Genomic DNA, 16,172 nt, shown 5'->3' on the forward strand with positions numbered 1-16,172 from the left:
AAGAAAGATCGCTCGCTCTCCAGCGTCGGGCTATTCTGGCTGGTTCCAACGCTGATGAGCCGCTTGGCGTGTCATTCCTGTCTCTGCACCTATGGCGGTCCAAGTCAGTCCAGCGCCGCGTGCTGTGCTAACTGCCTCGTTTAGACGCACAGCGGCCCGCTCGTAACTGTGTGCAGCCATCTGCAGGCCCCAAGCTTTCACGTGCCTTTGCCATTCGTTCAGGATCGTCTCTTCGACTGCTACAGGAGGTGTAGCTGGGGATCCTATTAGTGCTTTTGCTCGGTACCTGGCCATGTTGGTTTTTCCCGGGCCTTGGACGCGCTGCCACTGTTTACCAGTCCAACCGCAGTCGCAGCTACCTTGCCAGCCAGTCGCCTCACTTTCCGGCACGAGTTCATAGCCAGGCAGCCGCGGGTCTCGTTTCCTTCTGCCGGTGATTCCTTCGACGCGGATCACCTCGTTATCTTCGTGGTGCGAACCCAGCCGGCCATCGTTCAGAAGGATCCCAAGTCGTCCGCGGTGGAATCCGTCTCCAAGATCCCATTCCATGAAGTGTCCTATCTGTCAGGTCTTCTTGACGTTTGTCCACTTTACGTGATGCTGCTCGATGCTGCTCGACTGGCTCCCCCGGTCGAGCAGAGGAGCCTTGAGGCATTCCTTGACGATGACGGAAGAAGAAGTTAAATAATTATGTCATGACAGAAATATTGATTGATTACCGTTATTGGTTCCATATCTGTCTCGACCCCTTCCCCGCGGAAGTGTTGGTGGGTGGTGGCCACACCTTCTCAACGCTCAGGAGCCTTGCGCGCACTCCCGGAGCCCCGAATCTCTCGTAGCAGGCGAATCTCGCACCGACAAATAAATAATTATGTCATGACGGAAAGATTGATGGATGGTTTGAAAGATTGATGGATGGTTTGAAAGATTGATGGAAAGCTTGAAAGATAGACACCAATAATGATTGAAAGATGTCCAGATATATTGATGGATGGCCAGATTGACTGATAGATTGATGGCTAGATTGAAGGACTGATGTATTGATGGGCGTATCCCCGTCGGTACCTAGCTAAATCCGGAGGATATCGATGAGAGTCACGGCCATAGGCAATCGCAAAGGTGGTGTGGGCAAGACTTCAGTTACGCTCGGCCTGGCTTCAGGTTTGCGCCTAATCGGCAAGCGAGTGTTGATAATCGACCTCGACCCACAAGCCAATGTAACGGAAGCGCTTGAAGGGGCCGGAGAGTTCGACGTCTTCGATGTGTTGTATGGGGGAGAAGCGGGAACCCTTGGCCAAGCCATCACTCAGACGACATGGCCGGGGATCGACCTGATCCCGAGTTCTGAGTCTCTTGCGCGACTTGAGTCGGAAGCCCTACTGACACCCGAAATGCGACTCAAGACCGCAGCATGGGGAGCAGATGAGCTTGAGCAATACGACCACATCCTCATCGATCTTCCGCCGGCACTGGGACGACTGACACTGAACGGACTGATTTGGGCCGATCGGGTACTTGCGGTTACTGAACCAGCGGCCTTTTCCGTAAAGGGCGTAACAGAGTTCCTTGACACAGTGAAGAAGGTTAGATCGCTTCCGCACCTAAACCCTCAGCTGGAATTTTTGGGCATCATCATCAATAAGACGAGCTCACCTCTCACATCCGAACACTCCTTCCAAATCGGAGAGCTGGAGAGCACGTACGGGCCCGAAGTAAGAGAGCCTCATCTTCCGCTGAGGACAGCAATGCAGGACTCTGTCAGCACACGCTCGCCGCTTACCAAACTCTCCGGCAGGGGAGCCGCAATCATGACTGAAAAATTCGTTGCACATGCGCGATACCTGGATGAGGTGAACTAGCAATGGCTTTGGAACGCAAGTCGTCAATACGCAAAGCACCAGCTGCCGATGTAGTGGATGCTTTGACTTCGGCGGAGAAGCGAATGGAGGCCCCGAAACAAGAGGACGCTCCTCAGTTCGCCACCGTTCACACGGAGTCTGCGCGACCCGCCGACCTCGAACCCCAGCGTCCTGGGCCGGGAAGGCCGAGAGGAAAGCGCCGGATGGAACCCTTCTCATCCAAGATTGAGATAAGCCTTCGCGACGAGTTGGATGCGTACGCGATGAAGTACGGAATCACTATTACGGATCTTCTGGACGAGGCCTTACGGGAGAGACTCAGGCGCTAATAAATCTATCTGGACATAATTATTCTTTTTGAGAATCTGAAGTGAAGCTCGCGCCTTCAAACCTGGAGACTGATTTCTGCGGCAGATTGTGCCGTGAATCACCGCTTGCGTGAGCTTCGATGCAGAAGACGCGCCATGGGGAGAGATTCACGGTAGGCCGAAAGAGGCGGATTGATGGCCAGACGACTCCAGGGGCACAGGACTTGCTTCTGATCCACGATGCGGCGGACGAGGCCGTGCGACACAGATGACTCTAGATGCCCCATCCGGCGGTCAGACCTTCGACAACCGTCATGATGCTACGGAAGCCCTTCGCGCTAAGGCTGCACGGCAGGGGATACCCGTTGCCTTATGTGCTGGGCAGCGTGTCTCTGAATCCTAATGCTTATTGAGACAGTGATGGGAGCGACGGTCGGTAATCCAAATATCGAGGGATTCCGCGCGGATTGGGGTCTCGTTAAGACGTCTCGCCGTTAACCGTCTCAGTAACGGCGGGGAGGGGTTTCGAGCGGCAAGGGGGAACTTTCACCGGGCAGTGTCGCAGATTGCATCGGGCGACCTTCTTCGGAGCCGCTCCGAAGTATTGCCGGTCAAGAATCGGTGGTGGCTTGGGAGTCGGCTGGTCCATTCCGGTGGTGCTAGCTGTATAGTCCTTGTCCTGTTTTGCGGGCTGCCCAGTGGGTGTGCGTGCGTGGGGCCTTGTCAGGGGCGGTCTGGACTAGGGGCTGTGTTCTTCGAAACACGCGGAGTGTGTCACGGTTTCGCAAATGATATTGGTTGTTTCTGTGTGTTGACTGGCAATTTTTTGGCAAAACCCCTAGTGAGGGATATTCTTCACTTCGCTAGTCGTTATTGGGGGTCTCGAGACTGCGTCTACTTCCCTCTGTCGAGTGTCTGTTACTCCAGAAGGAGTCCCCTTAGTGCGTATGTCTTCTGCCCTGCTTCGCCGTGCCTGCGTGCCGGTGATTAGCATTGGCCTATTGACCTTGGGATTGTCTGTGCCGGTCGCCTACGCGGACAACGAACCCCCTGCAGTCCCTGTTGAGGGCGCCAAATCTGAGTCTTCTGCTGTGGCCGAGGCGGCCGAGACATCCCAGGACGTTGTCGTGGATGCCGCCACGACCCCAACTGCGTTGACGGTCGCGCATCCGGACGGCACGTTGACTACCACGATGAGCACGGATCCGGTGCGTATGCAGACCGAGTCTGGTTGGACGGACATTTCCACGGATCTGATCCGGACCACGGTGAACGGTGTGAGCGTTTTGAAGCCGGAGAACGTGCCGGTCGATATCACCGTAGGCACGGGAGGCACAGACAAGATCGCGAGCCTGGATGACAAGAATGGCCATTCTCTGACGCAGTCGTGGCCTTTCGGGACGTTGCCGGAGCCGGTCGTGGAAGGTAATTCTGCGACGTTCCGGCAGGTCTTGCCGGGTGTGGATTTGATCCAGCTCGTGCACAAGACCGGTATTTCGCAGGTGTTGAAAATCGAAACAGCGGAGGCCGCGAAGGACCCGCGGGTGGTTGAGATGCGGATCTTCCTGGACTCGCAGAACACCGTGGTGGAGCAGAACGCGGATGGGGATCTCACCGCCAAGGGCACCGACTCCGGCGAAGTGGAGCTTCGCAACACCGGCGGTCTGTGGTGGGATTCTTCCGCGCAGGGCGCAACGGCCACTGACCCCGGCGGACAGGGCGTCGCAAGGCCTTTCAGCCTGACCCTGGGTACCGAGTCTGGTAAGCAGTCCCAGATCTTCGGTATGGACCAGATCCTTGACACCTCGAATCTAAAGTACCCGGTCTACGTTGACCCGGACTGGACCGCTTCGAGGGCGAACTACGTTTTCGTCGACAGCGCGTACCCGGAAACGTCGTACTGGAACGGAAACCTCACCGATGGCCAGGGACACGTCGGTTACCTGCCCAGCTACTGGGCACCGGATGGTGTGAACCACCTGGCACGTACTTACTTTCAGTTCAACACCTCCTACCTGGTGGGTCGTGACATCCTCGAAGCGAAGCTGAACACCGTGGAGACGTGGTCTTCTTCCTGCACCCCGGCCAACGTCGCGTCCTGGATCACTGGTGACATCGGCGCCGCGACACGTTGGAACGTGCAGCCGGGCCTGATCATGCGCACCGATATGGGAGCCGTGGCCAAGGGTTACAGCGCATCGTGCCCAGCCGGTACTGTCGGATTTGACCTGATGGCGGCAAAGTCCATCCTGCTGAACAAAACCGTGTGGAACGTCATGCTGGCCGCCGGGAACGAGTCCGATCCGCTGGGTTGGAAGAAATTCCAGAACAGCGCCACCATCACCGTCACGCACAACTCTGCGCCGAACACCCCGGTCATCACCACCATCACCGGTGGCAAGTGGGCGGGAATTCCGTGGAACTACGCAGGCGGCGCGTACTACGTCACCCGGAACCCGAAACCTATCTTCCGGGTTTCGGCCAGTGACCAGGACGGTGCCGTTGGCGGCCCGATCACGGTGTACATGTCGGTGCGCCGGGTTTCTGATAGTGCCCTCATGACAGCCAGCGGTGGAACCTCCGGTGCGGCCGCGGGCGATCAGTTTGATTGGCAGAGCGGCATCAACCTGCCCAACGGCAAGTATTATCTCCAAGCTCAGGCAGTGGACTTGTGGGGCGCCCATTCGGGCGTAATGCGGTTCGATTTCGAGGTCGACACCACGCCGCCCGCGGCTCCTGAGATCAGCGAAATCAACGCCCCGCCATCGAATCCGGCGAAGTTGACCACGGGCGCCACGCACGAGGACACCGATGGGATTATCGGTGAGACCATTTATAACTTCCGTTTGAAGCTCCCTGAAGGATCGGACCCGGCAGAAGGCTTCGTTTTCTCCATAACTTCAGGGGCAGCTCCCGCGTCGTCCTATCCGCAGAGCATCCGTTGCGGAGATCCGCGCATCCAGGAATACGTGGCGGTCTGTCCTGCCGGAGGGATGAGCGCCGATATCAGCATTGCCGGGTTGGACCAGACCACCGTCTTGACGGCGTGGGCCTTTGACAGCGCAGGGAACGTCAGCGTCCCGCTGCACAACGCCACCGCCAGCACCTACCAGTTCACGGTAGGGATGGGCTCTGTCCGTCCATCCACGTTCGTGCCTTTGACGTTGAACGGGCAAACCGGGTGGGTGACGCCCCAGGCCGGGGCTGACAACACCTGTGATCAGGTCCCGTTCGGGGACCTCTCGCCCGGAGGGGTGCCGAAGATGCTGAACTTCCCCAACGGCACCTCGACCGCGCAAACAGCCGGACAGGTGATCGACCCTTCGAAGAGTTTCAGCGTCTCGGGATGGTTCTGCCCCACCTCAGCGACGGGCACCACGGTTAAGGACCTGATTGTCCAGTGGACCAGCACAGGACCAGCAGCTGCTTTGCGGGCACGTACCGACGGTAAGCCTGAGCTGGTTGCCTGGATGGGCAACGGCGCGACCGAGACCGTCATCGGGCAGGACCTTGTCAGCGGGAAATGGGCATATGTCTCGGCGGTCTACGACAAGATCAACGCCCAGCTGCGCATCACCAAGTCTGACAGCAACAGCACAGGAACCTGGATTAAAGCGGCGTCCCCGGCAGCACACAAGACAGCCGGACCAAGTGACCCGGTCAAGCTCGGTGGCAGCAACTTCATCGGAAACATTTACAAACCCATCCTGACCCAGGGCGTCCTGAAACCAGGCACCTTCGATGACGCGATGAAAAATTCGTTCACCAGCACTTCGAAAGGCCTGCTGAAGTGAAAATCTTCTCTTCTTTGACCCGTTCAAAAACACGGGCAACCATTACCGGCGTTGTCTCGGCCGCTGTGATCGCCTCCGGTGCCGGTTTCGTGTACGTCACCGCTCCCTGGGAGTCCCCGGATCATGTCGACACGGTCAAGTCCGTCCCTGTGAAGGAATGGACTCCGGGCACGGACTCTTCCTCAGAGCACCAGGTCGTGGAGGACCCCGAAGCCAACGGCACGGGAAAAACGATCCAAGGTACCGGATCCGGTGTGGCGCCCACTGTTGACCCGGGCCTGTTCCCGGCTGATGTTTCCGGAGATGGCGGGCCCGCCGGAACGCGCTCGGTGCCCGGGAAGCCAATTTCCCTGGCCCCGGCCGCGGCACCGATGGCCCCTGTTCCGGGCAACGATAAAGGCTCCGGCGACTTCACTGCTCTTCCCGGAACATCCTCAGGTTCCTGGGGCGTATCGGGCCAAACGGGTTCCTTCACGTGGAGCTACCCGTTTGCCCTGCGTGATGCACCGGCCGGTCCGACACCTGCTCTGGGGATTTCCTATGACTCTTCCCGGGTCGATGGTCTGACCAGCTCGACGAACAACCAGGCCTCCCCGGTAGGGGACGGGTGGGCACTGACCGGTGGGGGACAGGTCCAGCAGAAGTTCGGCTCCTGCATGGACCAAGGCGTCGCCAACTCCTACGACTTGTGCGGAAACCCGGGAGGGCAGCAATTCACCATCTCCTTCGGTGGCCGGTCGGGTCTGGTGATCCGGGACGCTGCAACGGGTGTGTACAAGCTGCAGAACGATGACAACACCAAGCTTGAATACCTCACCGGAGCCGCCAATGGCACCTTCGATGGCGGCTACTGGAGGATCACCGATACCAACGGCACCCAGTACTGGTTCGGTGTGAACCGCATCCCGGGCTGGTCACCGGGCAAGGAAAACAACTCCGCTGACATCGTCCCCGTCTATGGGCTCCCGGGCCAGCCGTGCTACAACAGCGCAGGGTTCGGCAGTTCGTCCTGCATGCAGGCCTATGCCTGGAACCTGGACTACGTCGTGGACACGAACGGCAACTCCCAGGGCTTCTTCTATACCCAGGACACGAACTTCTACAAGTCCCAGGCAGGAAGCGGGTCTCTGAAGGCCTACCACCGTGCCAGCCGCCTGACCCGGGTGGACTACGGCATGCGTGCCGGAACTGAACTGTCCACCGAGGCGCCCATCCACGTGAACTTCGGGTACACCGGCCGCTGCCAAGGCGTCACGGGCTGCCCCACGCCCAACGGTGATGTCCCGGCGGAATTCGCGTGCGCCTCTACAGGTACCTGCACCACGTACTCACCGACGTTCTTCACCTACTACCGCCTGCAGACCGTCATCAGCCAGTCCCTTTCGGCGAACCCTGCCGGGTACGGCAACACCGACTTCTGGACCCTCTTCCACGCCATGCCGGACCCGGGCGACGGCACCAAACCCGCGCTCTGGCTCGGTTCGCTGATCCACCAGGGCTCCAACCAGACCTCCGGGACCGGTGGCTGGGTCACCGATCCCGCCGTGGTTTTCTCGGGCCAAACCCTGCACAACCGTGTTTGGGCCACCGACGGCCTGGCGCCTTTTGACCGGTACCGTCTCTCGACCATCAAGACCGCGACCGGGGCGAGTATCCAGGTCACGTACAAGGCGGCCGAGTGCTCCAAAACGAACCTGCCGGCATCCGCGGAGACCAACACCATGCGGTGCTTCCCGCAGCGGTGGACCCCCACCACGCCCACGCCGCAGGACCCCCGGGTCGACTACTTCAACATCTACCCGGTGGAAACCGTCGTCAGTAAAGCCGGTCCCGGCAGCACCGGCGGCCTGGACACGGTCACTTCCTACGGTTACATCGGCACCCCGGCGTGGAAGTACGCGGCCCCGAAATACGTTTCGGGCACTGCCGGTCAAAACATCACCTGGTCTTCCCTCGCGGGCTGGTCCCAGGTCAAAACCAAAGTCGGAACCGCGGCGTCGAACCCGACCACCGTCGCCACGTACCTGCGCGGACTGAACGGAACACCATCGAATAAGACCGGTGGTCTGCGCACGGACACTGTCACCCTTTCGGACAACACCGTGATCACAGACTCCGTCTGGTTCGCCGGGCAGGAAGTCGAGAAGCAAAATTACGTCGGTGACGGCGGGGCCCTGTTGGGGACGACGATCACCGTGCCGTGGGCGTCAGCGACCACGGCTACGGGAACTGTTTCCAGTGGGGCCGCAGAAGCACGCCACATCGGCACTGCGTCCGTGACCAAGAAGGCCACGACGAGCAAATCGGCATCCATGCGCGTCTCTCAGACAAGCATGGCTTATGACGCCTACGGCCGCACGATCAGAACCTCTACCACCGGTGAGATCGGCGTTGCTAATGATGAAAGTTGCATCATTACCGCGTATGCGGACAACACCGCTGCGAACATTCTGTCCCTACCTGCAACCGTGAACACCTACGCCGGTGAGTGCACGGGCACAGGACCGAACGGGAATCTTCTGAAGGCATCCCGGAACTTGTACGACGCGTCGACTTCAGCGATCCCGGGGTCCGCCGGCTACACGGCACCGACCAAGGGAAACACGAAGCGTTCCGATACGGCCACCGCGGTTTCTGGCACTACGGTCAGCGTCTGGGCTCAGGGTCCGGCACTGACAGTTGACGCGCTCGGCCGCGTCATTAAGTCAAGCGATACCAGCACGGGCACGGCCCGGGATACCACCACCACGTACGCTCCCGCGACCGGTCTTGCCACGACCGTCACCCAGACGAACCCGATGGGTTGGGTCTCCACGACCACCCTTGATTCGATGCGTGGTAAGCCGGTGACCAAAACCGATCCGAACGGGAAGGTCACATCCTACCGGTACGACAACTCAGGTCGGGTCATCGGCGAGTGGGACCCCATGCGTCCGGTTGCGTCCAATCCGACCCCGACAGTAGAGACCAGCTACTCCGTCTCCCAGACCAGCCCCTCCTGGGTGAAAACTGTCACGATCGCCGGCAATGGGGTTCCTGTTCCGTCCTACACCATCTACGACGGGCTCGGCCGGGAACGGCAAACCCAGAACCTGTCACCAGGTGGCGGCAAAATCCTCACCGACACCTGGTACGACTCCCGCGGGGCGAAGAGCACGGTCAATAACAACTACTTCACCTCCGGTGCACCCGACGGAGTGCTCGTGATTCCGCAACTGGCGGTCCCGTCTTCGACGCAGTACGAATACGACGCAGCGGGCAGGCCCACCAAGGTCCGGTCCATGACCAACGACAACCAGGAGCTCTGGGCCACCCAGACCAGCTACACAGGCATGGACACCACCACCGTGACCGGCCCAGGCACCGAAGCCGCAGTCAAGACGATAGTGAACCTCGACGGAAAAACTGAACAACGTTCGCTGTTCCACGGAACCGCGCCCACAGGCGCTGCTGATACCTCCACCTACATTTATGACCGCTTCGGCCAACTGACCAAGATGGGAGACGGTGCCAACCTGTGGACATGGACCTATGACGCCGCAGGCCGCGAAACAGGTGCGGTCGACCCCGACTCGGGCACCCGCAGCACCGTCTACGACACGTCCGGACGGACCGCATCGACCACGGATGCCATGGGCACTGTCACCGGGTACGTCTACGACACCCTGGACCGGACCACGGCCAAGACGGTCACCGTCTCCGGCGGCACCGCCAAGACCCTGGAAACACACACCTATGACCAGGAACTCAAAGGCCAGCCGAGCAGCAGCATCAGGAACAACGGTGTGGCGTTCGACCAGCCGGTGACAACCGCGTTCAGTGGATACAACAACGCGTACCAGCCCTCAACAACGACCGTCACCCTCCCGGCGGGTCTGACAGGGTTCAGTGGTTCCTATACCGGAACCCGGTCCTACTCCACCTCGGGCCAGCTCATCATGGCGGTCACCCCGGCCATCGGTGGGTTGCCCGCGGAAACGGTCAAGTACGGTTACGACGAGTTCGAGCACCCTTCTTCGACATGGAACACCAACGGTGATCAGTTCGGCGGCAGCGCCCAGTACGACAACCTCGGATTCCTGACGTCATACGCCTCGTACGACACCAACTCATCCGGTGGTGGCAGTACAGCGAACATGACCGGTACGAACAACACGTACTTCGGCTGGGACGCTGCAACAGGCCGTCTCAACAGTCAATGGACCACGAACAACACCCGCGGCACCATCTCGGACCTCGGGAAAACCACCTACACCTACAGTGCCGCGGGCAAGCTCACCGCACGGGAACTGGCCTTCAGCAGCCGCCCCGGTGTGGCCGCCGACTACCAGTGCTACGACTACGACTACGCCTCACGCCTTGAAGCCGTGTGGACGCCCGCGTCGAAGGCCTGCACCACGGTTCCGACACCGGCCTCCACCAGTGTCGCCGGTCTCGGCGGCCCGGCGGCGTACGCGCAAACCTACGCGTACACCGCAGCTGGTGACCGTTCACAGGTCAAACGCTTCGGCGCCACCGGTGCCTTGGCAGTCACCGAACAATACAGCTACGCCGCGCCCGGCACCGCTGGCCCGCACCAGGTTGACTCGATCGTGTCAACCCCGGGCGCCGGTGGCACGGCAACGACCCAGAACTTCACTTGGGACGCCGCCGGAAGGATGACCGGCCGGGCAGGCCAAACCCTGACCTACACTCCCGATGGCGTCCTGGCCACCACCACGGGGACGAGCACCGTCCCGGCGAACCCGAACCCGGGCGCAGGGAACGGAAACCCTGCCGGCCCCACTACAGGGGCAGGCAGCCTGGGGACCCGGTTCTACGATGCATCGGGAAGCCTTGTTGGTATCGTCGACGGGTCCGGGACCACAGTCACGCTCGGATCTGTCACGGCACACTCCACTCCGGGTGGCGTGAAAACGGCGACCTGCACATATAGCTTTGCGGGGAAGACTGTCGCTCAGCGCACCGCAGCTGCCGGTGTGGTCAAGCTGTCCTTGATCGTTGGGGACAGTGTCAACACAGCACAGACGATGACCCAGCCGACCGTCGGTGCTGGTCCCATGACCGCCGTTCAGCGGTACACGGACCCATTCGGACTGGCACGAGGCGCAAACCTCACCGGGACGGGCAACAACGCGTACACCGCAGCCGGAGCCGGAACAGCCGGAGTCGGATCGAACGCCGCGAACGGTTCAGGCTTCGGCGCAGCAAACGGCTTCATTGATGGCCTGGATGACACAGTCAGTTCACTGACCCACCTTGGGGCACGTGACCTCGACCCTGTCACCGGTGCATTCACAACCCCTGACCCTGTTCTGGATACGTCAAACCGCACACAGTTCAGTGCCTACCAATATGCAGGCAATGACCCCATCAACCGCTCCGACCCAACCGGAATGTGGGACTTTTGGAGTTCACTTGCCGTCGTTGGCGGCGTAGCGCTAATAGCTGCGGGTGTTGTTGTGGGCGTGGGCGGGACTGTAGGCACTGGCGGCACCGGAGCTATTGCTGCCGTCCCTGGTGGGCAGTGGTTGGTCGGAGCCGGGGCGGCCCTTATAGGAGGCGCCCTTATTAAGGAGGGTTCGAAGAACCTCTCCTTCCCGTCTCCCTCCCTTCAGGGATCCAATTCCGGCGCGGCTTCGTCTTCAGGCGGCGGATCAATGAGCTACCAGCCGGCCATACATGCGTCCGGTGACGTCTTCATCTCCTACCCCACAAGTGCAATCCGAACGGTCGCCGGTGGAATTGGTGGCGGGTACCTCGCTACCTCCCTTGGCGGCACCCGCTTCACGTCACCAGCTGTGCGCCAGGGCGGTCAGTCCACGGGAGACACCCGCGGAGCCGACACAGGCGCCGCCCTAGCCGCACAAAACGCCGTCATGCACGCCGCGAGCGTGGCAGCCACGGAAGTACTGGGTCACCAGGCGCAAGCAAGCAACTCAACGGCAAGCATTCCTGCATTTTCTCGTTCCAACTACGGTCGTATGTCCCCGTCTGACCGTTCAGGAGCCATAGACAAATCAGCAGATTGCCCCTATTGCGCTTCCAGCCCATCGACCCAGGCCGATCACATCGAATCTCTTAAGTCGGATTGGCTGGCTGGCGGGTGGACGGATGACCGCGCCACGCGAACAGCAAGAGTGAACTCGCCAGGAAACCTTATAGGTGCCTGCCAACCCTGTAACGGAAGCAAGGGGGCGAAGGATCTAGGGGAAGGCGAGGGGCAATGGTGGCCTTCCGCCTGGCCAAGTGGCGTATGGTGGCCATTTGGAGGTCCATAAAATGATGCGCGAATCAACCCAGACATATCTTCTGTCCCGATGGGGTAAGCCCACCCGGACAGCGGAATTTGAAGGCCAAGGACTTTCCATTGAGATTTTGAAATGGGATGCCGAGGCCACCGGCGAGGGTGTGGATATCTACGTTACTTTGGGCTCAGGTGGCGGACCTCTTGAGGATGCAACCACGGCGAAGCATCGCAGCGAGTTCTTGCTAGGCCTGCACCCAGGTCAAGATGACGTAGTTAGTTCATTCGCCGCTCTGGGACTCTACGAACGGAAAAATGGTGCCATCCTAAAGAATGGCGACACGGTACCTTCAGACGGTCCACTTTGGCCAGGGACGGAAATGATGGCGTTCCTCATTTTGGAGCAGGAGGCGATCATTCCGAAACTCCAGCTGCCAGATGGATCCCATGTCCATTTTCTGCAAGCCATTCCATTGCATGAGTCGGAGTTGGTATTCAAACGCAGCCACGGCGCGGAAGCTCTCATGGGCTGGTGGGAAAGCAACATGGTGCCCTTCTGGGATTCAGGCAGAGGTCCTGCGGTTCCGAACTTCTGAGTCTTCCTGACCTCTGCTGAGCATGAAAATGATGGGTCGTTGCTGCTCTCCCCAGGAGGAGCAATTCGAGTGATAACCGGTGACAAGACGTCCAGCACGACCACCCGACAAGAACCTCGCTTAGCGAACTGTCCGAAGCGTTGCACTGCACGTGGAGGAACGGCATGCCCCAAGTGTCTTGCTGTAGGTTCCTCTCACGGCGACCACCATCGTGGTGCACGGACTAATCAGCGACTAAGGTACTGCTGTGGCCGCGACTGCGGCCCGGCTGAAATTATGACGGCGGCGGGTTGCCTTGGTTCTTGGAAACAATCGTTTCCGGCGAACCTGACGGGCGGCCCGCCGTCGTCGCCATGAAAGTTGGGGAGCAATGAACGCAGCTGCCATCGATGGGCTGCTCGCTGCCCTTGCGAGGCTACCGGACAATGTGCCCTTGCGTATTAACTTGGCCAAGCTCCTGGTCCAGGCTGGGCGCCATGCCGAAGCCATCGACCACCTGAACATGGCCTTGGCAATCGATGCGGACAACGCTGAGACAATACAGCTCCTGATCGATGCTTCGACAGCCCTCTCCATGCCGCGCCAAGTTGGGGAAGGCAGTCCCGAATCCACTGGTACTCCAAGATCACAGGGAGCATGGGATTTCGATTGGCATCGCGCTGAGCGGGAGATGGGTGATTCGATTCCGGCGCCCTTTGTTGAGAACGACCCCGACGGCGACCCGCAGGCGATTTCTCTTAGCGGCGAGGGTGCGGGTACGGCTTTGTTCGACGTTGACCGGCCCGTTGTGACTTTGGCAGATGTCGGAGGTTTGGAGGACGTAAAGACGCGCTTGAACGAATCCTTCCTTGAGCCGATGCGGAATCCCGAGGTAGCCAAGGCTTTCGGGAAATCACTTCGCGGCGGTCTACTGCTTTACGGGCCTCCAGGCTGCGGCAAGACCTTCATGGCCCGGGCCGTGGCGGGCGAGCTCGGGGCATCCTTCGTGACAGCCACCATGACGGACATTTTTGACAAGTACATTGGTGAGACCGAGAAGAACCTGCACGGGATCTTCCAGGCCGCGCGGCGTGCTGCGCCGGCGGTCCTCTTCCTGGACGAGATAGATTCGGTAGCCGCCAAACGATCCGCCCTGTCCGGGGGAGTTGCATGGATGCGGCAGACCGTAAACCAGTTGCTGCTTGAGCTTGATTCCATGGACGCTCAGAACGACGGCCTTTTTGTCCTGGCTGCCACCAATCAGCCGTGGGACATTGACACCGCGCTGCTGCGTCCCGGTCGTTTGGACCGCATGTTGCTGGTGCTGCCGCCGGACCGGCCTGCCCGGGGGGCGATTCTCAAGCATCACTTCTCGTCGCGGCCGATCGCGGGTATCGACGTGCGGAAGATAGCTGCCCGGACTGAAGATTTCTCCGGAGCGGATCTTGAACACGTTGTCACGTCCGCAGCTGAGAAAGCGATGATGGAGTCCCTTCGGAAGGGCTCGGTCCAGCCAATCTCCATGTCGCATGTCAATGAGGCGCTCAAAGAAATCCAGCCTTCAACACGGACGTGGCTCCAAACGGCAAAGAACGTGGTGGAATTCGGCAACGCCAACGGATCCTATGACGAGTTGGGACAGTACTTGCGCGCCCGAAAGATGCTCTGAGATGCCTGGGGCCGAGATGGTCATCGACCGATCCGAAGCTTTCCTGCTGACAGGCAGGCATGAACGGGCCTTGGCTGTCCTGGGCGATGCACTTGCCTCTGATCCGGATAATGCCGATTTGCACGGCCAGCTTTCGCGCGTCTTGGCCTCGTCCAGCGACTGGAAGGCCGCCTTGGATTCCGCGCAGCGTGCTGTGGACCTGGAACCTGATGAACCGTGGTGGTGGCTGCGGCTGAGTAGCGCTTTCGCCGGGGTCGAGGATCTGCAGAGCGCCGAGTCCGCGATCCGTTGGGGGCTGACGATAGCCGGAGGGGAGTGGGCTCCCGGGCTCTACATGCTGGGCTGCATCTTGTTTGACCGAGCAGAGCCAGGGCAGCTTGCCGAGGCCGAACAGGTGTTCCGTAAAGTGGTGGAGTTTTCGCCAGAGAACGCCGACTTCCGCTACATGTTGGCGATCACTTTGGCAGCGCGAGAGAAGGGTCTCGAGGCAGAGCAGCAGATCGAGGCAGGACTGGCCATCGACCCGTTTCACACCAACTTGCTCCTCACGCAGGCCACCAACCCGTCAAGGCCCGCTGACGGCCGAGTCAAGTCGCTGTTGGGCGTTCTCCACCTCAATCCCCATGAGGCACGGGCGCAAGCTTCACTCGAAAGCGAATACTTCCGGATCCGGGTACGGCGCCACATGGTGTGGTGGCTGATGGCCGTTGCAGACGCTGCTCTGTTGCTGTGGATTCCGCAGGTTCTCTATGTTCTGTGCGTGCCGGCACTGTGGATCAGTCTCTTGGTCGTGGCTCATATCAACACCGACGCCAGGAAAGCCCTACCCAAGGGCTTCGCGCGCCGTATGGACCGCAAATATGCTGCAGCGACGTGGGCCGGATGGTTCTCGATTGCGGCGTCGTTGAGCGTTCCGTTCGTGGTGTTCGCGCTCTATGGCGATCACGGCACGGTCGCCGGCAACATCGCAGTTTCGATCCTGTTGGTGATCTCTTCCGGGGCCTATTCCGTCTACCGATGGCTGGTTATCCGTGCCCTGCACAAACAGTTGTCCCCGGAACGCGACCCGAACATCTTAAGGAACCTATTGGCGGAGGGGACCGGCGCTGCAACCTATGTGCTGTTCGCTGCTTTCGGGCTCATGAGGCTTGGATTCCACGGTGCGCAACCGGCGGCCACCGGCGTGCTGTTGCTGACCGCAAGCCTCGGCTCCGTTTGGTGGTGGATCGCGTGGAACTCGGTAATGCCTCCGCACAAGCTAGCGCGCGCTGTCAACGGCGGCACCCGCAAGGCATGGCAATGCGCAGTCCTCAGCCTGCTGGTTCTGGGAATGATCGTGGTCGGAACTGTCATTGTCACAACCCACGACTTTGTGCTGGTCCCCAACTTTCCGCGCCGCTAGGACCGATGGAACTGATTGAAAAACTCCTGTTGCAATGACCGTTGGAATCCGCCGATCGCCTAACGGTCGCTATTGAGAGAGGCTCCACGCGGGACACTTACTCATGGACTGCATGATTGGGTATCGATACCCACACCCGACGACAAAGGATCTCTATTTTCCGATCCCAGCCCTCCCAGAGAACCTTGAGACGATAACGATTCTCCTCTGCCTCTAGGGTGACGAGGGAGACTTCACTGAAACCCCAGTTGACCTCTTCAGGATGCTTCACGGAAACATCCATCAAGGCTCCTACCAGGGTCAGGGAGTCCACTGCTT

At 60.0% G+C, this 16,172-nt stretch carries 6 protein-coding genes; all 6 read left to right on the forward strand.

The window, feature by feature from the left end; all coding sequences use genetic code 11:
* Positions 1-1,088: 1,088 nt before the first annotated feature.
* The 6 genes from ACR30Z_RS18990 to ACR30Z_RS19015 all read left to right on the forward strand — a co-directional run bounded on the left by ACR30Z_RS18990 (position 1,089) and on the right by ACR30Z_RS19015 (position 15,854).
* Positions 1,089-1,859 (forward strand): ParA family protein, encoded by a 771-nt coding sequence (locus ACR30Z_RS18990; RefSeq protein WP_434374309.1) that lies wholly within the window; start codon positions 1,089-1,091, stop codon positions 1,857-1,859.
* 1,255 nt (positions 1,860-3,114) lie between these two features.
* Entirely contained in the window at positions 3,115-5,961 is a 2,847-nt protein-coding gene (locus ACR30Z_RS18995; RefSeq protein ID WP_434374310.1) for a LamG-like jellyroll fold domain-containing protein, read from the forward strand.
* Between the two features lie 14 nt (positions 5,962-5,975).
* Complete coding sequence (locus ACR30Z_RS19000; RefSeq protein WP_434374311.1) at positions 5,976-12,242, forward strand: RHS repeat-associated core domain-containing protein; 6,267 nt, start codon at positions 5,976-5,978, stop codon at positions 12,240-12,242.
* A 1-nt stretch (position 12,243) separates the two neighbouring features.
* The gene (locus tag ACR30Z_RS19005; protein WP_434374312.1) at positions 12,244-12,804 is read left to right on the forward strand and encodes a suppressor of fused domain protein; all 561 of its coding nucleotides are present in this window, start codon (positions 12,244-12,246) and stop codon (positions 12,802-12,804) included.
* Positions 12,805-13,174: 370 nt separating this feature from the next.
* Entirely contained in the window at positions 13,175-14,452 is a 1,278-nt protein-coding gene (locus tag ACR30Z_RS19010; RefSeq protein WP_434374313.1) for an AAA family ATPase, read from the forward strand.
* 1 nt (position 14,453) lies between these two features.
* The gene (locus ACR30Z_RS19015; protein WP_434374314.1) at positions 14,454-15,854 is read left to right on the forward strand and encodes a tetratricopeptide repeat protein; all 1,401 of its coding nucleotides are present in this window, start codon (positions 14,454-14,456) and stop codon (positions 15,852-15,854) included.
* Positions 15,855-16,172 lie beyond the last annotated feature (318 nt).

The sequence above is a fragment of the Paenarthrobacter sp. FR1 genome (assembly GCF_051106045.1).
Classification (GTDB): Bacteria; Actinomycetota; Actinomycetes; order Actinomycetales; family Micrococcaceae; genus Arthrobacter; species Arthrobacter nitroguajacolicus_A.